The organism is Paenibacillus hamazuiensis (genome assembly GCF_023276405.1).
Taxonomy (GTDB): domain Bacteria; phylum Bacillota; class Bacilli; order Paenibacillales; family NBRC-103111; genus Paenibacillus_AF; species Paenibacillus_AF hamazuiensis.
Map to the genome: position 1 here is coordinate 4,411,521 of NZ_JALRMO010000001.1, position 25,200 is coordinate 4,436,720.

The 25,200-nt window shown below is 52.1% G+C and carries 24 protein-coding genes and 1 other annotated feature; of the genes, 2 read left to right on the forward strand and 22 right to left on the reverse strand.

Annotation, left to right across the window (positions count from 1 at the left end):
- Positions 1 to 9: 9 nt before the first annotated feature.
- The 19 genes from nasC to MYS68_RS19280 form a co-directional block, all read right to left on the reverse strand.
- Positions 10 to 2,139, reverse strand: coding sequence for an assimilatory nitrate reductase catalytic subunit NasC (gene nasC, locus MYS68_RS19190; RefSeq protein ID WP_248927388.1), 2,130 nt, complete (start codon positions 2,137 to 2,139; stop codon positions 10 to 12).
- An 86-nt stretch (positions 2,140 to 2,225) separates the two neighbouring features.
- The gene (locus tag MYS68_RS19195) at positions 2,226 to 3,458 is read right to left on the reverse strand and encodes an MFS transporter (protein ID WP_248927389.1); all 1,233 of its coding nucleotides are present in this window, start codon (positions 3,456 to 3,458) and stop codon (positions 2,226 to 2,228) included.
- A 309-nt stretch (positions 3,459 to 3,767) separates the two neighbouring features.
- Positions 3,768 to 5,069, reverse strand: a complete 1,302-nt coding sequence (obgE, locus tag MYS68_RS19200) for a GTPase ObgE (protein ID WP_248927390.1) — start codon at positions 5,067 to 5,069, stop codon at positions 3,768 to 3,770.
- Positions 5,070 to 5,087: 18 nt separating this feature from the next.
- On the reverse strand, positions 5,088 to 5,843 hold the full coding sequence (locus MYS68_RS19205; RefSeq protein WP_248927391.1) for a Spo0B domain-containing protein: 756 nt from the start codon (positions 5,841 to 5,843) through the stop codon (positions 5,088 to 5,090).
- Between the two features lie 745 nt (positions 5,844 to 6,588).
- Positions 6,589 to 6,900 carry a 50S ribosomal protein L27 gene (gene rpmA / locus MYS68_RS19210; protein WP_248927392.1) on the reverse strand — a complete coding sequence of 104 codons (312 nt, stop codon included), beginning with the start codon at positions 6,898 to 6,900 and terminating at the stop codon, positions 6,589 to 6,591.
- 6 nt (positions 6,901 to 6,906) lie between these two features.
- Positions 6,907 to 7,269, reverse strand: a complete 363-nt coding sequence (locus MYS68_RS19215) for a ribosomal-processing cysteine protease Prp (protein ID WP_248927393.1) — start codon at positions 7,267 to 7,269, stop codon at positions 6,907 to 6,909.
- Between the two features lie 17 nt (positions 7,270 to 7,286).
- Positions 7,287 to 7,598, reverse strand: a complete 312-nt coding sequence (gene rplU / locus MYS68_RS19220; protein ID WP_248927394.1) for a 50S ribosomal protein L21 — start codon at positions 7,596 to 7,598, stop codon at positions 7,287 to 7,289.
- 11 nt (positions 7,599 to 7,609) lie between these two features.
- Positions 7,610 to 7,697: a sequence feature (ribosomal protein L21 leader region), on the reverse strand.
- A 69-nt stretch (positions 7,698 to 7,766) separates the two neighbouring features.
- The gene (locus MYS68_RS19225; protein ID WP_248927395.1) at positions 7,767 to 9,005 is read right to left on the reverse strand and encodes an Rne/Rng family ribonuclease; all 1,239 of its coding nucleotides are present in this window, start codon (positions 9,003 to 9,005) and stop codon (positions 7,767 to 7,769) included.
- 23 nt (positions 9,006 to 9,028) lie between these two features.
- Complete coding sequence (locus tag MYS68_RS19230; RefSeq protein WP_248927396.1) at positions 9,029 to 9,919, reverse strand: M50 family metallopeptidase; 891 nt, start codon at positions 9,917 to 9,919, stop codon at positions 9,029 to 9,031.
- Complete coding sequence (locus MYS68_RS19235) at positions 9,912 to 10,814, reverse strand: M23 family metallopeptidase (protein ID WP_248927397.1); 903 nt, start codon at positions 10,812 to 10,814, stop codon at positions 9,912 to 9,914. The genes MYS68_RS19230 and MYS68_RS19235 overlap by 8 nt, the downstream gene beginning before the upstream one ends.
- 954 nt (positions 10,815 to 11,768) lie before the next feature.
- Positions 11,769 to 12,695, reverse strand: coding sequence for an IS110 family RNA-guided transposase (locus MYS68_RS19240; protein ID WP_248925012.1), 927 nt, complete (start codon positions 12,693 to 12,695; stop codon positions 11,769 to 11,771).
- 308 nt (positions 12,696 to 13,003) lie between these two features.
- The gene (locus MYS68_RS19245; protein WP_248927398.1) at positions 13,004 to 14,149 is read right to left on the reverse strand and encodes an FtsW/RodA/SpoVE family cell cycle protein; all 1,146 of its coding nucleotides are present in this window, start codon (positions 14,147 to 14,149) and stop codon (positions 13,004 to 13,006) included.
- A 6-nt stretch (positions 14,150 to 14,155) separates the two neighbouring features.
- Positions 14,156 to 14,950 (reverse strand): septum site-determining protein MinD, encoded by a 795-nt coding sequence (minD, locus tag MYS68_RS19250; protein ID WP_248927399.1) that lies wholly within the window; start codon positions 14,948 to 14,950, stop codon positions 14,156 to 14,158.
- A gap of 27 nt (positions 14,951 to 14,977) precedes the next feature.
- On the reverse strand, positions 14,978 to 15,619 hold the full coding sequence (locus MYS68_RS19255) for a septum site-determining protein MinC (protein ID WP_248927400.1): 642 nt from the start codon (positions 15,617 to 15,619) through the stop codon (positions 14,978 to 14,980).
- 81 nt (positions 15,620 to 15,700) lie between these two features.
- Positions 15,701 to 16,228, reverse strand: coding sequence for a rod shape-determining protein MreD (mreD, locus tag MYS68_RS19260; protein ID WP_248927401.1), 528 nt, complete (start codon positions 16,226 to 16,228; stop codon positions 15,701 to 15,703).
- Between the two features lie 8 nt (positions 16,229 to 16,236).
- A complete protein-coding gene (mreC, locus tag MYS68_RS19265; RefSeq protein ID WP_248927402.1) occupies positions 16,237 to 17,094 on the reverse strand; it encodes a rod shape-determining protein MreC in 858 nt (285 codons plus the stop codon).
- A gap of 39 nt (positions 17,095 to 17,133) precedes the next feature.
- The gene (locus tag MYS68_RS19270) at positions 17,134 to 18,168 is read right to left on the reverse strand and encodes a rod shape-determining protein (protein WP_248927403.1); all 1,035 of its coding nucleotides are present in this window, start codon (positions 18,166 to 18,168) and stop codon (positions 17,134 to 17,136) included.
- 106 nt (positions 18,169 to 18,274) lie between these two features.
- Positions 18,275 to 18,964 carry a RadC family protein gene (gene radC / locus MYS68_RS19275; protein ID WP_248927404.1) on the reverse strand — a complete coding sequence of 230 codons (690 nt, stop codon included), beginning with the start codon at positions 18,962 to 18,964 and terminating at the stop codon, positions 18,275 to 18,277.
- Positions 18,965 to 19,138: 174 nt separating this feature from the next.
- Positions 19,139 to 20,491: an Nramp family divalent metal transporter gene (locus MYS68_RS19280; RefSeq protein WP_248927405.1), complete on the reverse strand. Its 1,353-nt coding sequence runs from the start codon at positions 20,489 to 20,491 to the stop codon at positions 19,139 to 19,141.
- Positions 20,492 to 21,359: 868 nt separating this feature from the next.
- On the opposite strand from MYS68_RS19280, the gene MYS68_RS19285 reads away from it, so the two are divergent.
- The gene (locus tag MYS68_RS19285) at positions 21,360 to 21,824 is read left to right on the forward strand and encodes a hypothetical protein (protein ID WP_248927406.1); all 465 of its coding nucleotides are present in this window, start codon (positions 21,360 to 21,362) and stop codon (positions 21,822 to 21,824) included.
- Positions 21,825 to 22,239: 415 nt separating this feature from the next.
- On the opposite strand, the gene MYS68_RS19290 is transcribed toward MYS68_RS19285, so the two are convergent.
- From MYS68_RS19290 to MYS68_RS19300, 3 genes are read right to left on the reverse strand one after another with little or no spacing between them, the layout of a single operon-like run.
- Entirely contained in the window at positions 22,240 to 22,815 is a 576-nt protein-coding gene (locus tag MYS68_RS19290) for a Maf family protein (protein ID WP_248927407.1), read from the reverse strand.
- 4 nt (positions 22,816 to 22,819) lie between these two features.
- Complete coding sequence (locus tag MYS68_RS19295) at positions 22,820 to 23,401, reverse strand: Maf family protein (RefSeq protein ID WP_248927408.1); 582 nt, start codon at positions 23,399 to 23,401, stop codon at positions 22,820 to 22,822.
- 42 nt (positions 23,402 to 23,443) lie between these two features.
- Entirely contained in the window at positions 23,444 to 23,689 is a 246-nt protein-coding gene (locus MYS68_RS19300; protein WP_248927409.1) for a DUF4321 domain-containing protein, read from the reverse strand.
- 175 nt (positions 23,690 to 23,864) lie between these two features.
- On the opposite strand from MYS68_RS19300, the gene MYS68_RS19305 reads away from it, so the two are divergent.
- Positions 23,865 to 25,148 carry an N-acetylmuramoyl-L-alanine amidase gene (locus MYS68_RS19305; protein ID WP_248927410.1) on the forward strand — a complete coding sequence of 428 codons (1,284 nt, stop codon included), beginning with the start codon at positions 23,865 to 23,867 and terminating at the stop codon, positions 25,146 to 25,148.
- The last annotated feature ends 52 nt before the right edge of the window (positions 25,149 to 25,200 follow it).

The window sequence follows — 25,200 nt, forward strand, 5'->3', positions numbered from 1 at the left end:
CCTGCACTCTTATACAGGGGTAATATTGACCGCACACACTTTAAACTCGGGCATCCGGCATGCAGGGTCGAGCGCGGGATTGGTCAGCCGGTTGATACATTGCTCGTCGCCCCAATGGAAAGGAACGAATACCGTGTCCTGCCGTATTTTGCCCGAAAATTTGACCTTCAGCTTGATCGTTCCCCGCTTGGAGGTCACTTTCGCGTGACCGCCGTTGACGAGCCCGATTTCCCCCGCCGCCGCCGGATGGATTTCGAGCATCGGCTCCGGGTACTTGGAGTTCAGCTCCGACGTATTTCGTGTCTGCACACCGGACAAATAATGCTGCAGCACCCGTCCGGTCGTCAGCAGATAAGGATATTTCCGGCTTGCGACCTCCTTCGGGTTTTGATGCTCGATCGGCGCGAGCCGGGCTTTCCCGTCTTCGTGCTCGAACCGCTCTTCGAACATGCGGGGCGTCCCCGGATGACTTTCCTCGGGACAAGGCCAAAACATCCCGTGCCGCTCCTCCAGCTTGGAGTATGTCATGCCGGAGTAGTCGGCTTTCCCGCCTTTCGAAGCGATGCGAAGCTCATCAAAAATTTCCTCCGCATTCCGGTAATTGAAATATTCTCCTTTGCCAAGCGAGTGGGCGATGTCACAAAGAATTTTCCAGTCAAGCCGGGCCTTCCCCGGCAAGGGCTTAATCGCCCGGCGCACCAACACTCGCCCCTCGAGCTGCGTCATCGTCCCTTCGTCCTCGAGATAAGCGGAGCCCGGCAGCACCATATGGGCAAGGCGGGCCGTTTCCGATTCGAACAGATCGATCACGATCAGAAACTGCAGCTTTTTCAAAGCCCGCTCCACCAGATGTGCGTTCGGATTCGAGACGACCGGATTCGAACCGAGAATGATCAATCCTTTGATCTCACCGCGATCGATCGCCTCCATCATCTCGTAGGCGGATACCCCTTTCCGCGGAAGCTGGTCTTCGGGAAACCCCCATACTTTCGCGATGTACGCCCTGTGTTCCGGATTTTCGAGCAGCCGGTAGCCCGGCAGCTGGTCGGCTTTCTGCCCATGCTCGCGGCCGCCCTGGCCGTTCGCTTGGCCGGTGATGGCGCCGTAGCCGCAGCCCGGTTTGCCGATTTTGCCGGTCAGCAGGACGAGATTCAGAAAGTTGCGGACGTTGGCCACGCCGCTGGCGTGCTGCTCCACACCGCGCGCCGTAAACACCATGCCGGTCTCGGCTTCTCCGTACATACGCGCAGCCTGCACGATCAAATCCGGCGCGATGCCGGTCAAGGCCGCCACCTCGGCGAGCGACACCTTTTTCAAATGATCGGCCAGCTCCTCAAAACCGTTCGTCCTGCGCTCCACGAAATCGCGGTCGACGTATCCTTCTTCCACGATGACCTTCAGCATGCCGTTCACCAAGGCCGCATCGTAGCCCGGTTTTACTTTCAAATGAAGATCGGCAATCGAGCACGTTGCCGTTTCGCGCGGGTCGATGACGATGATCTTCGCTCCTTCGGACCGCGCTTTGCGGAAATACTGCATGATGGTCGGCTGACATTCCGCAATGTTCGTGCCGGCCAAAATGATGCATTTGGCAAGAGGCACTTCCTCCAGCGGATTGGTCAGTCCCCGGTCGACGCCGAACGTCAGATTTGAGGCGCCTGCCGCCGCCGACATGCAGAAGCGCCCGTTGTAATCGATATATTTCGTCTGCAGCGCCACCCGGGCAAATTTGCCGAGCAGGTAGCACTCTTCGTTCGTCAAGCTTCCCCCTCCGTACACCCCGACCGCGTCGCGCCCGTAACGCTGCTGCACATCCTGAATTTGCCCGCGAATCCAATCCAGAGCCTCCTCCCACGACTGCGACTGGAGTTTGCCGCCGACCCGAATCATCGGGTATTTGAGCCTGCGCTCGTCGATCGTATGCGCATGCGCATTCAGTCCTTTGACGCATAACCTCCCCTCGGTCACGGGGTCCTCTTTGTTGGGAGAAACCGAATAACGGCTGACCATGATCGTTTTTTCTTCATGCAGATTCATAGTGCATTGAACGCTGCAATACGGGCACTCCGTTTTCGTCGTTTTTTCCCGGGGATGGAGGGCTGTCTGCTGCTTTTGAAAATGTTTTAAAAAATCGCTCATCTCGTCTCACCCTCCTCACGCGAAGCATAGAACGACCGGACCCGCGGACTTCGCCGCAGGCCGATCGGCCGCCATTTTTATTGGATTTAGAAGTTGACTCCGCTCTCCGCGGTAGCCCATGATTTTCTCCAGCTGCGCGATACCGCATAGAACACCAGCGTTACGACGAGAGCGATGGACGCCAAGGTCATAAAACCGGCAACATGCGTGCCCGTAGCCTGCTTGAGCGGACCGAGGATGTAGTTGGGCAGCAGGAACCCGCCGAAACCGCCGGCCGCTCCGACAATGCCCGTCACAACGCCGATCTCGCTTTGGAAGCGCTGCGGTACGATTTGGAACACCGATCCGTTCCCCATTCCGAGGCAAGCCATCATCACGCTCGTATACAGCAGCATCGTCACGAAGGAGCTCGGCATGGTCGTTACCAGAAACGCGAAGACCGTTACGCAGGCGAACAATATTTGCAAAAATTTCATGCCGCCCATCTTGTCGGCGATATATCCTCCGATAGGTCGGAAGAAGCTTCCCGCGATAACTGTGATCGTAACGAGGTACCCGACCTCCACTTTGGTCAGCCCGCCGGCCATCGCTTTGTCGCCGTAAATATCGTAGAAGAAAATGCTGAAGTAGTTGGCCAGACCGCTGAAGCCGCCGAACGTCAGCGCATAGAACAAGCAGAACCACCATGTATCCCCGTACCGGAACACCGACAAGTAATCTCCGAGCTTTTTCGGCGCCGGTTGGTTCGGGCTGTCTTTCGCCATAAACAGGAAGGAAATCAGAATGAGAACCAACGGAATGATGGCGAACCCGAACACGGCGTGCCAACCGTAAGTCTCTGCAATCTTCGGACCGAAAAACGTCGCGATCGCCGTTCCGCTGTTGCCTGCTCCGGCAATGCCCATCGCGATTCCCTGATATTGCGGCGGGTACCAACGGCTGGCGAGCGGCAAAGCCACTCCGAAGCTGGCGCCGGCAATCCCGAGCAAGAGGCCGATAGCGTGAACTTGATCAAGGTTAGATCCCCCGAGCCAACCCCACAGCAGAGGAATAATCGTGATCAACATGCCGATGATTCCGGTTTTCTTGCAGCCGATGCGGTCCGCCAATATCCCCATCGGGATCCGTAAAATCGCTCCCCCCAGGCTCGGCAGGGCGACCATCGTCGCTTTCTGCGCGTCGGTCAAACCGAAATCCTTGGTGATGTAAAGTGCCATGGCTCCGCAGAGCACCCAAATCATAAAGCTAACATCAAAGTAGAGAAATGCTGACAATAAACTGGGTGTATGCCCCGCCTTCCTAAAGCTTTTTACATCCATCTCTCATAACCTCCCATGTTTTTAAGTTCTCTTTCGTATTTCGTGTTATGTTTTATTACATGTTTATAATATACAAGGGAGTTCCGAAAAGTTCAACAGTTTTTCGAGAAAAAGTTCAGGTTTTTACGAAATATTTTTTTTAAAATTCTTGTTTATGGAGTCATTTTTCAATAAATACGAACATTTCATTAATTTATTAACTAATCGTTCGTGTTTACAGCGTTTTCACTAAAAATAAATGGCACGCACATAACATGTACATGACATGTTTTGTGCGTGCCATTTTAACTATCCGCAATACGCCGGCCGCTATTCGTGTTCCACGAACTCGAATTCGAAGTCGCCGATGCGTACGATTTGCCCGTCTTCGGCGCCCAGCTTCCTCAGCTCGGCATCGACGCCCATCTTTCGCATCGTCCGGGCAAAACGCATGATCGCATCGTGCGAGTTCATTTGGCTGCGCTTCAGCATCTTTTCGATTTTCGGACTTTCCACAACAAACATTTCGTTTTCCCTGCGTATCGTAAACTCGTCGTCATCCTGCCGCTCCAGACGGTATACCTTACGTTCCTCCACTTCCGACACTTCGTCGACAAGCGGCATCTCCGGCACCGTCTCAAGCAGGTCGGCGATCCGGTACAGCAGCTCCTGCACACCCTGCCGCGAAATCGCGGAAATCGGAAAGACGGTCACATCCGGCCGATCTTTTCCGAGCTGTTCGCGGAACCGCGCCAAATGCTCCTCCGCCTCCGGCATATCCATCTTGTTGGCGACGACAAGCTGCGGGCGCTGCTCCAGCTTCGCGTTGTACATTTTGATTTCGTCGTTGATTTTGACGAAATCTTTATAGGGGTCGCGGCCTTCGGTCGCGGCCATGTCGATGACGTGCACGATGACCCGCGTACGCTCGACGTGCCGCAAAAACTCATGGCCGAGCCCGATCCCCGTATGGGCCCCTTCGATCAACCCCGGCAAATCCGCCATCACAAAGCTGCGGCCGTCGCCTACGTCGACGACCCCGAGATTCGGCGTCAGCGTCGTAAAATGATACGCGGCGATCTTCGGCTTCGCCGCGGATACCACCGAAAGCAGCGTCGACTTCCCGACGCTGGGGAACCCGACCAGGCCGACGTCGGCCATCACCTTCAGCTCCAGCACGACCCAGCGCTCCTGGCCCTCTTCGCCGTTCTCGGCGATCTCCGGCGCCGGGTTGGCCGGCGTCGCAAAGCGCATATTGCCGCGGCCGCCGCGGCCGCCTTTGGCCACCACGACCTCCTGACCGTGGCGGGTCAAATCGGCGATGATTTCGTTCGTATCATCGTCGATTACGATCGTGCCGGGCGGAACCCTTACGATCATATGTTCCGCATTGGCGCCGTGCTGGCTTTTGTTGCGGCCTTTTTCCCCCCGCTCAGCCTTGAAATGCTTCTGGTAACGAAAGTCGACGAGCGTGCGCAGCCCTTCGTCCACCCGGAATATGACGTCGCCGCCGTTACCGCCGTCGCCGCCGGCCGGCCCTCCTTCCGGCACATATTTCTCCCGCCGGTACGCAACGAGCCCGTCGCCGCCGTCACCGCCCTTGACATAAATTTTCGCTTTATCTACAAACATCGTCTTTTTCCACCTCTGTTATTTAAAAGGAACGCTGATCGCAACCACCGCTTCCCCTTCTTCAAAATCAGCATGAAGCACGCGCAAATGCGAATCCGCCCGCAGCACCGACTGCTCGAGTGTCTGCTTCAGCTCACGGGCCGCGTACATCCCCTTGTACACGCAGTCGATCAGCAGATAGTTATCCTCTACCGCCAGCTCCAGACTAAGCCCGTTCTCCCCGTCCTGCGAAGGAAGCGCATGCGACTTGAACGAATCCAACAGGACGATGATCGCCGAGCCGACTTTTTCGTGGTCAAGCGGAAGCTCGTCAAGCCGCACATCTTGCTCCAGCTCCACATCGAGCTGCACATCGTTCGTTTGCGTTCGGAACGAAAGCAAATAAGCGACAAGCGCAGGATCACCCAATTTGGAAATCGCGCTTTCCTGCTCGATTTTTGACTTTATTTTCTCCATATACCGGTGTAAATTATCATATTTTTTTAACTGTATGTATCCGAACAAAACCTGAATGTCGTTCATCCAATCATGACGGTGATGATTGAGCGTTCGAATCAGCATGTGCTCGTATTCCCTTTGCTTGGATTGCAGCAGCGCCGCCCGTTCACGGTGCTCCGACGCGACCGTTCCTTTCCACAAAACGATCGAAAGCAGCAAAAGCGCAAGCCCGGTTACGCCTCGTCCGATCCACCCCATCGTACCCGCTACCAGCCATAGCAGTAACAGCAAGATAAGCAACCCCGCGAGCAGCTGCGACCCCTTGTTTCGAATCATACCTATCTCTCCAATTTCGCATTTCGACCGAACTCCTACTCAGTATATCATGTTGCTTGGAAAACTTCACCAAGCGATTTCCCCCATCCGGTAAGCCGCCCCCTTAATAGGAGGGGACTCCAGGCTTCCGAAGCCGGCTTGGCTACGCAAAGCTCTCAAGGCGCTCGGGCGCCATGTTATCAGGTTAGGAGGTATGGACGAAATCGAGACTTGAATCATAGAAGACCAAATTTATAAAAATAGAGGAACTCACGTTCGCTATTCTCGGAAAATTGGGCGGTTTGAAAAAATAGAGGAACTGAGATGCGCTAAATCGGCAGAAAATGGCTTATGGACTGGGAAAACAGATAAATAGAGCACCTGAGTTCCGCTAATTTCCAAAACATGCCCGAAACCTCCCATTTAGCGAACCATAGTTCCGCTATGTTCCCGCTTAACCTGACAACATTGCGCCCCACGCGCCCCGGCTCCGCCCGCTGGGGGGATGATCGCCGCCAAGGTCGCGATTGTCGGGCGATGAATTTTTATCTGCAGACAAAACTTTCATCCCCCGACCCGCTTTACTTTTGGAGCGATGCCGTGTGAGGGAGGGAGTGCCTCGGGCTCGCGTTTGTCCGGCACGATTCGGCTGCTGTCGAATTGGTGCCGGACACGCTATACGATATGCGCGTCATTTCTCTAATATCCCCACGAAAGTAAAAAGCCCTGACGAACCGGGTTCGCCAGGGCTTAAACGTTAGCTCTATTACACTTCCACAGCTGCGGCTACAGGAGCCACTTCAACCGGGTAGACGCTCACTTTTTTGCGGTCGCGTCCCAAGCGCTCGAACTTCACAACGCCTTCGATCAGCGCGAACAGCGTGTCATCGGAACCGATGCCCACGTTGTTGCCCGGGTGGATCTTCGTTCCGCGTTGACGAACCAAGATGTTGCCCGCAAGCACTTTTTGTCCGTCCGCACGCTTAACGCCAAGGCGCTTCGCGATGCTGTCGCGGCCGTTCTTCGTCGAACCTACACCCTTCTTGGAAGCGAACAACTGAAGATTCAATTGCAACATGAGAGTTTACCTCCTTCTTTTGTGTTGTAATTTGTCGTCTGAACCTGTTTCTTGCATTGCTATATATGCACCGTAAGATTGTTCAATGGACTTAAGCATGACCACCATGGACTCGAGCAGAAGCTGAACCTGATCGCGAACAGAGGCCTCGAGCTGCTTCGGCACATTCACCTTCAGCAAGCCGTGCTTCATTCGATGACCCAGCTTTACGCCGAGCAGCGCTTCAACGGCATTGACCGTTCCGACCGTCACGGCAGACACTCCCGCACAAACGATATCTTTGCCCGGTTCGTCGAACTGCGCATGACCTTCGACGCTGAATCCTTCAATATGCCGATCATCCGATCTCCGTATCGCTATGCGTATCATCGGGAATACTCCAGCTCTTAGGCTTGAATCTTCTCGATTACAACTTTAGTGTACGGTTGACGGTGACCTTGCTTCTTGTGGTAGTTTTTCTTAGCCTTGTATTTGTAAACGATGATTTTCTCGCCTTTGCCGTGCTTTTCCACTTTCGCGGAAACGTTAGCGCCGGAAACGGTCGGAGTTCCGAAAACGAGCCCGCTTTCCTTGGATACCGCAAGAACGCGGTCAAAAGTAACGGATTCACCTTCGCCGGCTTCCAATTTCTCGATGTACAGTACATCGCCCTCTTGGACTTTGTATTGCTTACCACCAGTTTCGATAATTGCGTACATAGTTGCACCTCCTCATGTCTCAGACTCGCCTCGGCAGGTGACAGCGCTGCATGAAAGCAGATGTTCTTGCATACCCGTTTCGAGCGGTTACAGCATGCTATAGCAACACACTAAATCATAATATCACAAATGAAACGGCAGTTGCAATGTTTATTTTTGGGGAGGCGTTCAAGTCGGCCTCACCTTGCCGCTGCCTTGGCAGATCGGGCAATCGACAAGCCCGAGCTGTTCCCGGCTTTCCCGCACCTTCTTGCGGGTGAGCTCCACCAGCCCCAGCTTCGTCCACCCGACGATTACCGTTTTGGTCCGGTCGCGTCTCGCATGGGCTTCCAGACTTTGAACCACCGCCTGCCGCTGCGTCTCGTGATCCATATCGATAAAATCGATGATGATCAGTCCGCCGATATCCCTCAGACGCAGCAGCCGCGAAATCTCCTCCGCCGCAGCCATGTTGACTTCAAACACCGTTTGCCCCAGATCGACCGACCCGGTATATTTTCCGGTATTTACGTCAAACACGGTCAGCGCCTCCGTCCGATCCACGATCACATAAGCGCCGTTATCCAGCCACACTTTGCGATGGAAGGCTTTTTCCAGCTGATCTTCGATTCCGAGCTCCCGGAACAGCGGCGTTTGTCCTTTATGCGCCCTCACCTTATTCGCATATTCCGGAGAGACGGACTTCAGCATGGATTCGATCTCGAGCCGCGCCTGCGGATGATCGATCACCAGCTCGTCCACCTCGTGATTGACAAGATCGCGAACAAGCCGCGGGATAAGCCTCATTTCGCTGTATATGCGCCGCGGCGTTCCCGTGGCGGAGGTCCGCTCTTTTTCGATCGTGCGCCATACGCTTCTAAGTAGCCGCAAATCTTCGGCTATGGCTTCTTCCGATTCGCCTTCGGCCATCGTCCGGACGATAAAACCTTCACCGGGCTTGAGCAGCTTTGCGGTCAGCCCCTTAAGCCGCTCGCGCTCCGCCTCCGAATCGATTTTACGGGAGATTCCGATGTAATCCGCATAGGGCATGTATACGCCCCAACGGCCGGGAATCGCATAATGCGTCGTAATGCGCGCCCCCTTCGTGCCGACAGGCTCCTTGATCACCTGCACCATAAGCTCCTGGCCTTCCGAGACCAGATCGGAAATGGGAGGCTTCACCTTCGGCTGTTTTTCCAAATGAGCCGGCAGCACGTCGTCTATATATAAAAATGCGTTTTTTTTGAGTCCGATATCGACAAAAGCCGCCTGCATGCCGGGAAGCACATTGACTACTTTGCCGATGTATATATTCCCTGCAATATGATGGTCTTTCTGGCCTTCTTCATAATATTCCTGAAGTTTGCCGTCCTCCATCAGCGCAACGCGGGTCGATCCCTCTTCGCAATGGACTGCGATCAGCTTCATTAGGAACACCTCTTGATGTCATTTTACATCAAAAGCTCGGAAACTGCACACCCCGGCTTTTTATCGACGAAATAAGTATGAAGCAGACGCTGCTCGGGCAGCACCGCACGGATAACGCCGCGCTCGTCCATCACATAAATAAGATGATACTTCTCTTTTATAAAAAGACGCAGTATATCCGCTACTTTGCGCCGTCCGTTCACGACGATCGGCTGGGCGAGCGCCCCTTTGACGATAAAACCTCCCGCCCTCGCTTCGCGATGCATCAAAAACCGCAAAAAAAGATAAGGAACGCTGCGGTACGTATGCCAATTGGAAAAAATCAAAAAAAGTCCGATGATCAGCACATTCAGCTTGATACCGTGAGAACCGATCCGGAGAAAAGCCATGCCGACGATAGTCAAGCTGACGACCAGGCTGGCCGCCGCACACCATTGAATGGCCCGATGATAAGGAAGATGGTAGCTGAGCAGGCTTTGCATAATTTTGCCGCCGTCGAGCGGCAGCACCGGCATCAGGTTGAACAGCGCGATGATCAGGTTGGCCTGCATAAAGTAGTCCCACCAGCCGCCGGACCAAAGCCCCGCCCATTTACAGGCGGCGGCAAAAGCAATCATCAGCACGTTTTGCAGCGGGCCGGCCAGCGCCACGGCGATTTCTTCCCATGCCGGAACCGTGCCGGGCTCGTCAACGACGAGTACCCCGCCGAAAGGCAGCAGCTGTATTTCTCTCACCTGCCAGCCAAACCCTTTGGCGGCCGTGAGATGGCCAAGCTCGTGAATGAGCACGATGCCGAACAGGATCAGCATTTCCGCTGCGTAGCCCGTAATGACCGAGAACAGCAGAAGGATCGAAAACAAAGGGTGAAACCGGAAGCGGAAGCCGCCCCATTCCAAGCCGGCCCATTTAATCAAAGGAAACCACTTCCGTCGGGTTGATGAACTTGCCTTCTCTCGTCAATGCAAAATAAAGCGCCGCCCCTTGTCCGCCGGAAGCACCGCCAAGCGCAGCGCTGTTATTTTTCCCCGCCGTGCCGACCGTCTCCCCTCCCTTGATCCAATCATTTACTTCCACTCTTGGCTGCTCCAACCAGCCGTAAGTAGACTGCAGCCCGTTCGCATGCTGGATGACGACGGTGTACCCCGTATCCTCTTTGTTGCCCGAATAGATGACGCGGCCGGTATCAAGAGCGAATACGGGGCTGCCTTCCTTCGTCTGCACGGTGATGCCGAGGCGGGAAGGCTCGAACGAAGTGATGATTTTCCCTTGTACCGGGGTAAAATAATGCTTTGTCATATTGGAAACCTTCTCCGCCTCCTCCGACTTGATCGAACGAAGCGCCGGAAGCAGCGAAGGAGTGCCGTTAAACTGCTTTTCATACCACGCAGCCAGTTGTTTAAAATCGTACGACTCCGTCAAAGCGGTCCTCACATAGTCGCGTCCCTTCTGGGCAAACGGGTGATTGATCTGGAACAATCCCCAAACGGCAGCAAACGCGAAAACGGATAATATCAGCTTGGTTCGGATCTGGCCTTTTGAAGGCGGTTCGAAGCGAAAGCGCTCGTCCGGATTCCAACGTTCCTTCCCCGCTTCGGCCATATCTCGCTCCCATTTCATTTTCCATACGTATTCCGGATCGTTCATCGGGTGGTTGTCCCGATACGGATTATGATAGAGCGGCGGCTGCGGCTGCTTGTCCTCTTCGCCGTAATACGCTTCCTTAAAAGGAAACGATGCGTGCGGGCCAGTCTCGCGCAGTTCTTTGATCCGGTCCATTCTCCGCCGGCGAACTTTGTCCTTCACTTCCATCTCTTTCTCCTCCCGACCCTCTTTGGCAAAATAGCTCGTTTACTCCATCCTATGAGCTTGTACGCAAAAAAAGCACCCGTGAGGGCGCTTTTTTTAGCTGCGTCATAATGAATCGGAGTAATTTGAGTTTTTGTTAAGCATTTTCAACTAAAAAAAAGAGCAGGTCCGACACCTGCTCTTAAAGTAACCCGATTTATTGTGCAAACTTACATTTTCCGCTTTAGTCGCTCGCAGCATCACACATCGCACATCGCGCCAACAGTAGAGCGTGTCGGGACATAGGTTTTGCCCCGGCAAAACCATGGCCAGACAACCGCGGGCCAGAGGCACGCAGTCCCTCCCTCATCACCGCTCCAACAGTAAAGCGTGTCGGGAATAGGATTTTTCGCCAAACAGCGAAAAATCCATTCCGGACAAACGCGCATTAGCAGCGAGCATGAACTCCCAGCGGGCGGGTCCAGGGCGCCCGAGCGCCTGGGGTCCCCCTTTAGGGGGATTTAGGGGGTGGCACTGCGATTTGATGGGAAAATAACGTTTAGCTCGAGGTCACTTCGAAGAGAAAATGGATTGAAATGAGGTCAAAAGCCGAAAAAAGGCAATAGGATGCCCGGTCCCCATAATGAATATTTTTTAAAAGAGCCTAACTGGTTGAGGGAAGTTCGTCTACTTTTTGTATCGAGTAACCTAATTTTTGTAGCCTACGAATCATTAGCTCTTCCTTGGAAATGCTTCGTCGTTTCTCTAAATAGTCCGCACCAAGTTCTTTGTACGGTTCGTTCTTCAATAGGATGTGGTACGCAATGACTAGAATCTTATGGGCGATCGCAATGACAGCCTTGTTTTTCCCGCGCCGACTTGTAATGGACCAGAACTTTGCACCTAAGTAGGATTTCGTGTTGCTGGCGGCCCAGGCTGCTTCTGTGAGAGCAGACTTAAGAATTTTATCGCCTTTGGTTATGGTAGTACTTTTTTTTTACCGGCACTCTCATTATTGCCCGGACTAAGCCCTGCCCAAGAAGATAGGTGCATCTCCGTGGGAAATACAGACATATCCGTTCCCAGTTCAGCCAAGATGATCTTGGCGGTATGCTCGCCAACACCAGGAATACTATCCAATAGCTCTAATTGCCGCTGATACGGTGCGAAGTATACTTCCATGTCGGCCTCTAACTCAGCGATGGATTGTTCGAGAAATTCGAGATGTTTGAGCGATCTAGCGATCATGGAACGATGGTGTTTGGTGACGCGACCATTGAGAGCAGAAACGAGTTGCGGAATCTTGGAGCGCAGAGAGGCTTTGGCAAGATCGGCGATTTGCGCGGGTTCAATAACTTCGCCATTCACAAGAGCTTGAAGCATGAGACGGCCGGAAACGCCAAAAACATCGCTCATAAAGGTGGAGAGCTTAATGTTAGCCATCTCGAGAACCTTCAAGATGCGGTTTCTTTCGGCGGTAGCGTGCCCAACGAGTTTTTTGCGGTATCTCGTCAAATCTCGCAATTCGCGGATTTCCACAGGAGGCACAAAGCTGCCGCGGATTAAATCGCACCGATGAAGTTCTGCGATCCATTGGGCATCTTTCATATCGGTTTTACGGCCTTTGATGGCTTTAATATGGGCAGCGTTGGCCAGAGTGATGGTGCAAGAAGCTTCAAGTACATTGTAAACAGGTTGCCAGAAGATGCCGGTGCTTTCCATGGCGATCTCTGTGCATCCTTCTTCAGTGAGCCAGTCGGCTAGTTCGAGCAGGCCGGAGAGTACCGTAGAAAACTCCCGAATCACTTTCGTCGGCTTTTGATGAAGAGGGCCTTTTAACAAGCAAACAACAACGTTGGCCTGATGAACATCGAGGCCGGCGCAGCAAGTACGAATCGCATCCAAATAGATCATCCTTTCTACACAGGCTACCAACACCCTCCCAGACCGAAATTTGATGGGTGTGCTCGTGGCGACAAAGATTTGTTCTCAGGGTGTGGTAAGTCAGTTTAGGGGGCGAGGTCGTACACTCAAAATCCCGGCGACTTACCTGCACTGTGTAGTAAAAAGAATTCACGGTTTAAACAGAGTTTAAACCGTGAACCGCTCGAACATTTTCATATCTTATTGTGACGCTCTGTCATCTTGTTTAGGGGGGGGGAGAACGTTCGATTTAGGGGCACCCCTACAATTAAGGAGGGGCCAACCCCGCCTCAGTAGCTCGGCTCCTTCTCCTGGTGCACCTTGATGCTCATCACCAGCCCCATCGACATCATATTGATCATCAGCGAGGTTCCTCCGTAGCTGATAAACGGCAGCGTGATGCCGGTCAGCGGCATAATTCCGATCAGCATGCCGATGTTTTCGAAGATCTGGAAAACGAACATGGAGACGATGCCGGTTATAATAAACGATCCTCCGTGATCCCCGCACTGAAGCGAAATCAGAATCATCCTGTAAATAAGCACAAAATATAACAGCAGCAGCACGGACGCGCCCATAAAACCGAACTCTTCGCCGACCACGACGAAAATCGAATCGGAATAAGCGTAAGGGATATAACCCCGATGAACGGACGAACCGTGCAAATATTTTTCCCCGAACAGCGCTCCGGAGCCGATTGCTTTCGTTGCGTTTTCTACCTGATATCTCTCGTCCGAGGTCGCCGAGTTCGGGTCGAGAAACGTATCGATGCGGGCAACCCAGTGGCCCTTTTCCTTGCTGACGAGAAACTCTTTGATCGGATCGTGAAAATGCGAAAACAAATATAAAAACAAAGCTATTCCGCCCACCGCCAGAGCGAGGCCGACCAGGAAATGAGTGTATTTGATATTGCCGATCCAGAGCATGCCGATAAAAATAACAAGAAAAATAATGGCGTTGCCAAGATCCGGTTGAATTAGCACAAGAATAAACGGGACGAACGTAAGGACCCCTACCGGCACGACGCCGGTGATGAATTTCAGGTTTTCGCCTTTTTTCCTCGCCAAAAAGGCGGCCAGCGCGATGATCAGAAGCAGCTTGACCAGCTCGGCCGGCTGAAACTCCAAATTGCCGAACAGCTTGAACCAGCTCTTGGCTTTGTTTTTTTCCACCCCGAACAAATATACGGCCACCAGCAGGGCTATGCCGGTTATATATAAATAAGGAGCGATTTTCATCATTATCCGGTAATCGATAAAGGTTACGCCGAGGAATGCCAAAACCGCAATCCCGTCGATGATCAGCATTTTTTTCAGATCGAAGCCGATTTTCGGATCGTCCACTGTGGCGCTGTAAACGAGCAGTCCGCTGATCGCCATGAGAATGAGCAAAATAACGATGATGGATGCGTCAACGTTTTTAAATTTGCGAAGCACCGCGGATCATCCTATCCCCATGAATTTTTTAAGCCGCTTCATCATGCCGGGTTTTTCCTCGAGCGACATGAGCGGCACGGTATCGCCCAAAATGCGGCGCGCAATGTTGCGGTAAGCGATCGCAGCGCGGGAGGTCGGATTCATCACCGTCGGTTCCCCTGAATTGGCGGCTTTAATAACGTATTCGTCGTCCGGCACGATGCCGAGCAAATCGATCGCAAGCACGGAGCAAATCTCGTCGATGTCGAGCATTTCGCCTTTCTTCACCATGCTCGGACGAATCCGATTGACAATCAGCTTCGGCGAATGAATCTTCTCGTTCTCCAAAAGCCCGATGATCCGGTCGGCGTCCCGCACCGCAGCGTTTTCAGGCGTCGTCACGACAATCGCCTTGTCGGCGCCGGCGACGGCGTTTTTGAAGCCCTGCTCGATGCCGGCCGGGCAATCGATGATGACGAATTCGAAATCCTGTTTCAAATCCTGCACAATTTGCCGGACACTCTCCGGCGAAACCGCGTGTTTGTCTTTCGTTTGCGCAGCGGGCAGCAGATAAAGCTCGTCAAAACGCTTGTCCTTAATGAGCGCTTGCGGCAGCCGGCAGCGCCCGTCGGCAACGTCCACCAGATCGTAGATGATGCGGTTTTCCAGCCCCATCACTACGTCGAGATTGCGGAGTCCGATATCGGTATCGACCATGCATACTTTTTTCCCTTGGAGCGCGAGGGCCGTGCCTAAGTTGGCCGACGTCGTCGTCTTGCCGACGCCGCCTTTTCCTGATGTGACTACGATTGCTTCACCCACTGAACTCAACTCCTTTAATCAAAACGTTTAAAGAACAAGCCGGTGCAGCTGATGAACCTTGTCGATTTGCATCTGCCCGTCTTTGATATAGGCGAATTCCATAAACGTATCGCTTGTTCCCCATTCGTCGGGGGGGCGGCTGATGATGCCGGCAATGCGCAGCTGGGTCGGTCTCAGATGCGATGCGGCTATGATCGCCTGCTCGTCTCCGTCGATGCCGGCATGAGCCATCCCGCGCAGCGACCCCATAATATAGATGCTGCCCGTACAAAAGATGCTGCCGCCGGGATTCACGTCGCCCAGATAGAGCAGATTGCCGTCGTGATGGATCGTTTGCCCGGAGCGGACAATCCCTTTCATCATCGCCAGCTTCGGATCATCTGGGTTCGGCAGCGCGTCCGGCGCTTGCGCCTCGATCGACTGGATGAGCAGGTTGCCTTTCTGGCTTATAATGCTGCGAATGCGGGCCTTTTCCTCGTCCGATACGATCCGGCGGCCCAGCTTCACGCTCACGTGAATGATCGGCCCGGTCAATATTTTCTCGTGCGTCTTCTCCAGCTTGTGCTGAAGCTCCTTCAGCACCTCTTCCCAATCGCACGTATCGTCCAGCATAAAAACAAGGCCGTCCTTAACACCTTTGATGGTCACATGATGCTTGACTGCCGTCATTCCGTTTTTTACCCCCAACTTTTGCTTATCCCTATACCATTCGTTCTGTGGACGCCGATCTCCTTCCGGGCACCGGAAAAATTAATCCGTTTCTTGCTCGGCCATGCTTTGCGCGTTCTCGAAAAATTTGCGGACCGGCACATATATAGCCAATGCGAACAGCAGATTGATCAGCATGCTGGGAAGCATTTGATGGAAAAAGACCCATTGCAGCTCAAGGTGGGTGACGCGGAACAGCGTATATAAGCCGAACACAAGCATTTCATAAAGCAAAAGGCCGACAGAGATCACGATCATGCTGAACACAATGCTGTTATGAGTTCTCCGGTGAGCAAGTCCGGCTAAATATCCCGCCAGCCCCATACTGAAGGATATGGGACCGAGCATCGGGGAATAATAAATCATATCTTGCAAAAGACCGAAACCGAGACCATAAAACAGTGCGGTATGCCGATTTTTATACAGTCCGATATAAAGAACGACGATCAATATGAAATGCGGTGCCACGTGCACTTTAGATTGCCATACGGCTGGCATGAGCCATTGCAAAATAGACCCTTCCAGCACAAACAGCCCCAGCATCGACAGCCATAGCAGATTGCGTGTCATAGGTCACCTCAACCTTCGGGAGCTTCAACGACGAATACTTCCCGCAGATGGACGAGCGACGCAAACGGCTGAACGGTTGCCGTATAGGTGATGCCGAAATCCCCGTCTTTAACGGCCACGACTTTTCCGATCTCGATGCCGCGAGGAAATACTTGACCGAGTCCCGAAGTGATGACGACGTCTCCGACGGCAAAATGATCCTTCTGTTCGATTTTGTTGACGACAAGAAGGCCGGTTTTCGGATCGAAGCTTTCCATCATGCCGAAAGCCTCGTTTTCTTTATTTTTCACGGTAACGGAAATCGCCTTGTTGTCGCTCGCCGTATCGTCGATGCTCGAAAGCAGCTGCACGTTGGAATAAAAAGCGGACACCTGAACGATGCGCCCGACCAAACCTTCGACCGACATGACGGCCATGTTGGGCCTCATCCCGTCTTTTTCCCCCAGGTTGATCGTGATCGTATTGTTTAAACGGTCGGGGCTCGCGGCAACGACTTCGGCTATGCGGAACTTATAGTTGTTCATCTGCTTTTGACGTTCCGTAAAACCGAGATCCTCCTTCAGGCGTTTGTTTTGCAGCTCCAGGTCGTTCAGCCGTGTCGTATCTCTCGCATATTGGGCCAAAGTCATCTTCAGCACCTTGTTTTCCTCAAAAATCGTCCGCAGCTGGCGCATATCTTCAAAGAAGCCCGCTATCCATCCAGCGGGCTTGTAAAAGAGACCTTGCGTCCACGATATCGTATCTTTAACAAACTTTTCCGGCCAACTGATCCGTTCTCTTTGACCTAACGTCAAGCCCATCAAGGCGATGAAGCAGATCAATCCGAGGAGGAGGATAAGCAGGCGCTTGTTCCCCAAAAGCCTCACTGATTACGCACCTTCCAAATCCAAAGAGAAGTCAAATGATTATCTTCTGTACTTGCTGGTAGGGCCGGAACGCGTCTTGAACAAGTGGATGTTCTCGAGCGCCTTCCCCGTGCCGATCGCCACGCAGTCGAGCGGATTCTCCGCGACAAGCACCGGCATGCCGGTTTCGCGGGACAGCAGCCTGTCAAGGTTGCGCAAAAGCCCGCCCCCTCCGGTAAGCACGATGCCGCGGTCCATTATGTCGGCGGACAGTTCGGGCGGACATTTCTCAAGCGTAATCTTCACCGCATCGACGATGCTGTTTACCGTATCGAACAAAGCGTCGCTGATTTCATCCGATGTAATCGTCATCGTCTTCGGCAATCCGCTGACCAAATCGCGTCCGCGAATTTCCATCGTCACCGTCTGCTCCATGCGGAGCGCGGATCCGATCTCCATTTTGATCTGCTCCGCCGTGCGTTCGCCGATCATCAGGTTATAAGTGCGTTTGATATATTGAGTGACCGCTTCATCCATTTCATCGCCGGCGATGCGGATCGATCGGCTGGTTACGATGCCCCCGAGCGAAATGACGGCCACTTCGGTCGTGCCTCCGCCGATGTCGACGACCATGCTGCCGGTCGGCTCCCATACGGGCAAATCCGCGCCGATCGCCGCTGCGAACGGTTCTTCGATCGTATAGGCATCGCGTGCGCCCGCCTGCTTGGTGGCGTCTTCCACGGCGCGTTTCTCAACGGCCGTGATGCCGGAAGGCACGCAAACCATCACGTTCGGATGGCGTTGAAACAGCCAGCGCTTGTTTTGCGCCTGGCGGATGAAATATTTGATCATCGTCGACGTCGTATCGAAATCCGCAATGACGCCGTCTTTCATCGGACGGACGGCGCGAATGTTGCCCGGCGTGCGGCCGATCATTTTTTTCGCGTCGTTACCGACGGCTTCAATCGATTTTGTATCGGTACGAAGGGCGACGACGGACGGTTCCCTGACGACAATGCCTCTTCCTTTAACATAAACAAGCGTATTGGCTGTGCCCAAATCGATTCCCAGATCTTTTGTAAAACCACCGAACATCTTATGTATCTCCCTTCCAAGCTAAAACATGTTTATCCACAGATGATTCGACACAATTCGCGTTTTTAAGGGCAGACGTCCCAAAAAAGGCCTGTACCCCATATTACTACATTAAACCTTGCTCCTTCAAACTGGAAAACCGGTTGTCCCCAATGATAATATGATCCAAAACCTCAATCCCTATAATTTCCCCCGCTTCCATAAGACGGCCGGTCATTTCGATATCTTCGCGGCTTGGCGTCGGGTCTCCGCTCGGGTGATTATGGGCGCAAATGATTGAGGCGCTGCTCCGCCGGATGGCGGCGCGGAATACTTCGCGGGGATGCACGATCGAGGCGTTCAAGGAACCTACCGAGAGTGTTTCCTGGCCGATCACGTGGTTTTTCGTATTTAAAAAAAGGCAGACGAAATGTTCGGTTTGCAGATAGCGCAAATCTTCCATCAAAAGCGATGCCGCATCCTGCGGGGAACGGATGATCACTTTCTCCCCCATCGAGCTGCGCGCAAGACGCCTTCCAAGCTCGATGCCCGCCTGAATTTGCAAAGCTTTCGCTTCCCCGATGCCTTTGATCGCCGTCAATTGCTCCATCGTCATTTCGACGAGGCGGCGTAGGCCTCCGCTTTCCTGCAAGACCCGCTGCGCCAAGTGGACAGCCGATTCCGAATACGTGCCGGTCCTAAGCAAAATAGCCAACAATTCGGCATTGCTAAGCGCTTGTGCCCCCTGCTGCTGCATACGTTCTCTTGGTCGTTCCTCACTTGGGACATCGCGCAAGGTTAGTCCACGCGATTCCATTTCGTTCCCCTCGATTCGTCTGTTTGCTAATGGTTTTCCAATCATCACATTATACCATTTTGTCTAAATGTATTCCAATTGGGAATGTTCGCCATACAAGTGCATGATTCCCTGAAAACGATACGGCAAAAAAGGGACCCGGAGCATTGAAGCTCCACGGTCCCTTCAGGGGGCTTATTCGCCGAAAAACGTTTGAAACAGCAAGTATACGTTGAGCCCGGCGATCAGGATCGCTACGAACCATGCCAGACATTTGAGCCAAAGCGGATTGGCGAATTCGCCCATTTTCTTCTTGTCGCCCGTAAATTTGACTAGCGGAATAACCGCAAACGACAGCTGCAGCGACAGGATGACCTGGCTTAAAATGAGCAGCTGGGCGGTGCCGCTCTCTCCGTAGATAGCCGTTACGATGACGGCTGGAATAATCGCTATAAGCCGGGTGACAAGGCGGCGAATCCAGCCGGGGAGCCGGATGTTCAGAAAACCTTCCATCACGATTTGGCCGGCCAGCGTTCCCGTCAGCGTAGAGTTTTGGCCCGATGCCAGCAGCGCGACGCCGAACAGGATGCTGCCGAGCGTCGTGCCGAGCAGCGGCGTCAGCAGTTGATAGGCATCGCTGATTTCGGCCACCTCCGTCATGCCCGCCTTATGGAACGTTGCCGCAGATACGATCAATATGGCCGCGTTGATGAAAAGGGCGAAAAACAAGGCGATCGAAGAGTCCCACGTCGCAAATTTGATCGCCTGGCGTTTGCCTGCCGGCGACTGGTCGAATTTTCTCGTTTGCACGATCGAGGAATGCAGGTATAAATTGTGGGGCATAACCGTTGCCCCCAAAATGCCGATCGCGATATACAGCATCGCCGGGTTCGTCACGATTTGCGGGCTCGGCACAAACCCTGCCGCAATCCCTGCGAAATCCGGTTTGGAGAGGAAAATATCGACGATAAAGCAGGAACCGATCGTAAAAATCAAAATGATGACCAGCGATTCGATATAACGGAAACCTTTGTTTTGCAGCAGCAGTATGATGAACACGTCAACGACGGTGATGATCACGCCGTAGACGAGCGGTATGCCGAACAGCAGATTAAGCGCGATCGCGGCGCCTATTACTTCCGCCAAGTCGCAAGCGGCAATCGCCAGCTCGCACAGTACCCACAGCACCATCGAGACCGGTTTGCTGTAATGATCGCGGCATGCCTGGGCAAGATCCCTGCCGGTGACGATCCCCAGCTTGCCGGCGAGCGCCTGAAGCAGTATCGCCATAAGGTTGGAGATCAGGATGACGGACAACAACGTGTAGCCGAACATCGATCCCCCTGCGATGTCGGTCGCCCAGTTTCCGGGGTCCATGTAACCGACCGCTACGAGATAACCGGGGCCTACAAAAGCTAAAAACTTCTTCAGCCACGATCCGTGCGTCGGCACCTTCAGCGAACGGTACACCTCGGGCAGCGAAGGTCGTTTGGATGCGGATTTCCAGCCTTCGTCGGAAGCCAATGCAGCTTGAACATTCTCGTTCATGTTGAACACCTCACTTTTTTGCAGCTCATTTATGAGTCAAGCTAACTTTTTTGTCCTTGCGCAACTTTTATGGTAAAAAAAAGGGCTTTCGCAGTTATGGATTTAAATATATGACCATTGAACCGAAATGTTTCCTGACTTAAATTGTACTGCGTAAAATTTGTTTGTCAAGGGCAAAATTCACCCCGCCCCCCCCCCCTCAAAGGGGCACCCAATTGGATTTTCAGTGTTACTAACAGCAATATTGTTTGTAAATTATCAATTAACCAAAATCAAGTACAGCATTCGTTGAATTTTTGATTGTCCTTTTTGTATTGTCTTTTTTATTATTATTTATTTCCCTTATGAGAGATAAAAAAGACGGGGACTATCTCCATTGAGTGAAGACAGTCCTCATCGATAAGAATAAACGAAACGTTTACTTTCAACCAATCGCTTTAGGTTCTTTAACCGCTTAATTTCTTTCGTAACACTAGTAAGATTAACCCCAAAAATATTAATAAAAAAATAACAAAATGACTTTCACTGAAATAACTCCAGAGTTAAAAATGTCGATATGTTCTCCTAAGATATTCATTTAATCCCCTCTTATAAGTTTAAATGTTATATAGAGATCATACGAACATTAGTACGGAATGGTTCCTGATTTATTAATTTCTAACCTTTATGTGATACAGCAAATGGTTATAATCGAGGAGACAATACCCAAGTAGACACTCCCGCATATTTAATCTGTTTTCAGCACTGACATGTTGTCGCTGTTCACTTACTCAAAAATTCGAGTATATCACTCAATCCCTGTTTCATTTATGATAAAGCCATAGATCGAATGATGGTTCGATTCAATTGAATACGGGAGGAAAACAAAATGAAAAGTGTAACGAAAAAAATTACCAGTTTGGCTATGGTCGCCTTAATGTGTGTTCCAATCACAGCACATGCTGAAGGCATCGGCTTTGTTCCGAAGGAAGGCACCATCAATAAGAGCAACATCGACGTAAGCTTACCGCCCAAGTTTGTGAAAAAAATCGAAATATCCTATGATGATCCCAAATATATTGGCAAATTACCGGATAAATTTGATTACGTCGATAATTCTAAAACTAAAATCGTCCCAAGCAGTGGGAGCGTATTTCAAGCACGCAATGAACTGAAAGTGTATGCTTACCCCTATAATCAAATCAGAATCATTTTAAATACCGATGAGCTACTTGATAAATATGCTGAAAAAACATATGACGTTTATTTATACAGTTGGGGTGTGATAGAAGGTTTATATAAGGTAACCTATAAGCCTAAGCAGCATACAGACCCATGGGGGTATCCCTACTAAGACTTAAGTTTAAAGTGCATTAAAGTGACCGGAATTCTTTCCGGTCTATTACTTTATTAGTATTGAAAACCTAACCCTCAAACCAAATTGTGTTGTGTGTTGATTATGTGAATAACTTGTGGGTAAATTTGTAGATATCTGAATAATTAAATAGTTATCCACTTGTGATTATCGCTAGTATTTGATCAAGTTATTTTGGATTAATCTCTTTTATGGGATATTTGAGCAATGTTACCTCTAGCCCCTCCTGATCCAATAACACCAATCATGTATTAATTCCCTCTTAGCTGAGTCTGATTAAACCATATGAGGATATGTAATGGGGTGATTACGGAGATGAGGATTTGATGTGAGTGTGGAGGATTTTTGGTAAAATAAAAAACTCGACCAACAATTTAAAGTCGAGTTAAGAATTTTATATTACAGAGATATTAAATTCTTCTTCAAGGATGTCCGATAATAAAGAAATAGGTAAACCGACGACATTAAAATAATCACCATCAATTGATTCAATTAATGTTGCCCCAATACCTTGAGCAGCATACGAGCCAGCTTTATCTTTTGGCTCCCCTGTGTTTATATAGTTCAATATTTTTGAGTCGCTTAATGGCTTTATTTTTACTTCTGTAAGCCGACTCTTTGTAATAGTTTTGATTGCTGAAATACATGTGATACCAGTATAGACTTGATGAGTTTGCCCTTGAATCAACTTAAGCATTCTATATGCGTCTTGGTCATCCTCGGGTTTTCCAAGAATTTCTCCATTTATTGCTACTATCGTGTCAGAGCCGATAAATATCGCCTCACTATCTGAGAAGCGTTTAAAAGCCTCTCTCGCCTTTCTTAGTGAAAGTTCCTCCACTACCTCTCTCGGACTCAATACGTCGCTTACAGACTCGTCTACGTCGTTTGAGACAACCTCAAAAGGTATGTTAAGCATTTTTATTAATTCTTGTCTTCGAGGTGAAGATGAAGCAAGGATTAATTTCATGTTATTATCCCACCTTGCGTAATTGATTACATTGTTTAACAAAAGATTTTACAGCAATGACAAAATCGTTAAGTACCATTGTGCTGTCGTATCCACCGGCTTTGTCCATCGGCTCGCCGGTTTCGATGTAGCGGCGGATTTGCCGGTCGGAAAGCGGGGCCATGTGTACCCGCGTGACGCTGTGACTCGCCTTCGCCGAGCCGGTTTCCAGGTCGATGCAGGCAACGCCGCTGTAAACAAGATGTTCGCGGCCTTGCAGCGCTTGAAGGGTGCGCTGTGCGTCGGCTTCGTCCTTCGGCTTGCCGAGAATTTGGCCGCCGAGCACGACGATCGTATCGGAGCCGACTACGATGCCCGGCCGCCTGCCGCGGCCTTCTATTTTGTCCGCAACGGCGCGGGCTTTGCGCATTGACAGCTCTTCGACCACCTGAGCCGGAGCAAGGTTTTCGCTTACGGTCTCGTCGACGTCGCTGACGATAATCTCGTAAGGAAGCCTAAACGCGCGGATCAATTTCTGGCGCCGCGGCGATGAGGAAGCGAGTATTAACGTTTTTGGCTTTACCTCATTATGTATGGAGTGCGGCATGAATATTTAGCCCCCTTAAATAAACGGAAATGTTCGAATGGATTATAATCGGCGATAAATCCAGATGGCGGCGGCTATACCGACAATGCTGATTAAGTTTAGCTTAACCCAAAGCTGCAAATCGTATTTGAGCACAATCAGATCGGCTTTCGGCTGCCACGATATGTCGACGACGGGTTTTGTGATAAAAGCGAAAGCCGGCACGGCCGCCAGCATTTGCCCGACCAACGTTCCGGCGGCAACCCCTAAGAGGATCAAAAGAACAAGAGTCAACGTGTTTTTCTTCAAGGAACGTTCAAGCCTTTCCATGGTAGTTTTCGGCAAATCTATTATAAGGTTTGCCGGCCGGGGAAACAACGCGTTTTTGCAACGTATTTTGCAAAGGTTCTGGGGAATGTTACCTGCTTACAGCATAGCTCTTCCTAAGTACAATGAAACCATGGGATCAGGGAGGAAGGGTATCGTGAAGAAACAAACCGTTTTGCTGATAAGCGTCCTGCTCATCTTATTGGCATTTCCATTTCAGGCGCTTGCCGTCAGCATCGTGGTCGATGCGGGACACGGCGGGTCCGACCCCGGGGCGATAGGTGTGAACGGACTGGAGGAAAAAGCGGTCAACCTCGATATTGCCCGCAGACTAAAGGACGAGCTGACGGCCAGAGGATACGACGTCTCGATGACGCGCGACTCCGACGTGTTCGTCTCTCTCGGCGGACGGGTTGAATTTACGAACGACAAACAGCCGGATTTGTTCGTCTCGATTCATGCGAATTCCTACTCGAATCCGGCGACCCGGGGGGCGATGGTGCTCTATTACGACAATGCGTACCCGAACCCGCAATATCCGGCGAGCGAGGAAATGAAGGAGCTGACTCCGCAAAGCAAGGAGCTGGCGCAGGACGTGCTCTCCTCGATTGTCCGCAGCATGGGCGTAACCGATAAGGGGCTGCTGCCCAGCTCGGTGTATGTCGTTCGGATGGGGCAGGTTCCGAGCATTTTGGTGGAAACGGCGTTTTTATCCAATCGCCAGGATGCGGACATGCTCGCCGACGATGGGGTGCGGCAGCAGTTTGCCGATGCGATTGCGGACGGCATCGAAGCGTACAAACCGCCGGTCAGCGACAAAGCGCCGAACGTGCTGCCCGATACGATCGGGCACTGGGTACGCGATGCGGTGCTGCGGCTTAACGAGAAGGGCATCGTCGAAGGGGTCGGCAACCGCTTCGAGCCGAACCGGGCGATGACGCGCGCCGAATGGGTGGCGCTGATGACCCGCACGCTCGGGACCCCGGCGGGACAAGCCGCGGGGTGCTCCTCCGCCGGTTCGGCGTCGGTTACGGGCGCGGTCTACAGCTGCAGCGCGGCGGACAAGCCGTCCGCAGCGTACAAGGATTTGCCGGCCACCCACTGGGCGTACGGCATAATGACCAAAGCGGCCGCGGCCGGGCTCATTAACGGCTACGAGGACGGCACGCTGCGCCCGGATCAGCCGATTACGCGCGCCGAAGTGGCGGCGCTGTTTCAGCGCCAGCTCGGCTCCTCCTTCGGACCGGCCTGGAACGGCGCGGCGTCGTTCAAAGATGTGCCGGCCGACTATTGGGCGGCGAAATCGATCTACGGCCTTCGTGCGGCCGGGATCATTGACGGCATGAGCGATACGGCCTTCATGCCGCAGCGCAGCATGACCCGCGCGGAAGCGGCGGCGATGCTGGACAAGTATTTGAACAAATCCGTTCCCCGGAAGTGAAGCGATTCTTCGAAGCCTATTCCCGGTGCTTCCGGGGGAACCTCAATAAGCC

Excerpts from the sequence above, each read along its gene's own strand:
- nasC (WP_248927388.1), bottom strand. The coding sequence starts at position 2,139 with ATGAGCGATTTTTTAAAACATTTTCAAAAGCAGCAGACAGCCCTCCAT.
- obgE (WP_248927390.1), bottom strand. The coding sequence starts at position 5,069 with ATGTTTGTAGATAAAGCGAAAATTTATGTCAAGGGCGGTGACGGCGGC.
- radC (WP_248927404.1), bottom strand. The coding sequence starts at position 18,964 with ATGGAATCGCGTGGACTAACCTTGCGCGATGTCCCAAGTGAGGAACGA.
- MYS68_RS19295 (WP_248927408.1), bottom strand. The coding sequence starts at position 23,401 with ATGCCGCACTCCATACATAATGAGGTAAAGCCAAAAACGTTAATACTC.
- MYS68_RS19290 (WP_248927407.1), bottom strand. The coding sequence starts at position 22,815 with ATGAAATTAATCCTTGCTTCATCTTCACCTCGAAGACAAGAATTAATA.
- MYS68_RS19255 (WP_248927400.1), bottom strand. The coding sequence starts at position 15,619 with ATGACGGCAGTCAAGCATCATGTGACCATCAAAGGTGTTAAGGACGGC.
- MYS68_RS19235 (WP_248927397.1), bottom strand. The coding sequence starts at position 10,814 with ATGGAAGTGAAGGACAAAGTTCGCCGGCGGAGAATGGACCGGATCAAA.
- MYS68_RS19270 (WP_248927403.1), bottom strand. The coding sequence starts at position 18,168 with ATGTTCGGTGGTTTTACAAAAGATCTGGGAATCGATTTGGGCACAGCC.
- MYS68_RS19280 (WP_248927405.1), bottom strand. The coding sequence starts at position 20,491 with ATGAACGAGAATGTTCAAGCTGCATTGGCTTCCGACGAAGGCTGGAAA.
- MYS68_RS19195 (WP_248927389.1), bottom strand. The coding sequence starts at position 3,458 with ATGGATGTAAAAAGCTTTAGGAAGGCGGGGCATACACCCAGTTTATTG.
- MYS68_RS19225 (WP_248927395.1), bottom strand. The coding sequence starts at position 9,005 with ATGAAGCTGATCGCAGTCCATTGCGAAGAGGGATCGACCCGCGTTGCG.
- rplU (WP_248927394.1), bottom strand. The coding sequence starts at position 7,598 with ATGTACGCAATTATCGAAACTGGTGGTAAGCAATACAAAGTCCAAGAG.
- MYS68_RS19205 (WP_248927391.1), bottom strand. The coding sequence starts at position 5,843 with ATGATTCGAAACAAGGGGTCGCAGCTGCTCGCGGGGTTGCTTATCTTG.
- mreD (WP_248927401.1), bottom strand. The coding sequence starts at position 16,228 with ATGACACGCAATCTGCTATGGCTGTCGATGCTGGGGCTGTTTGTGCTG.
- MYS68_RS19285 (WP_248927406.1), top strand. The coding sequence starts at position 21,360 with ATGAAAAGTGTAACGAAAAAAATTACCAGTTTGGCTATGGTCGCCTTA.
- MYS68_RS19215 (WP_248927393.1), bottom strand. The coding sequence starts at position 7,269 with ATGATACGCATAGCGATACGGAGATCGGATGATCGGCATATTGAAGGA.
- rpmA (WP_248927392.1), bottom strand. The coding sequence starts at position 6,900 with ATGTTGCAATTGAATCTTCAGTTGTTCGCTTCCAAGAAGGGTGTAGGT.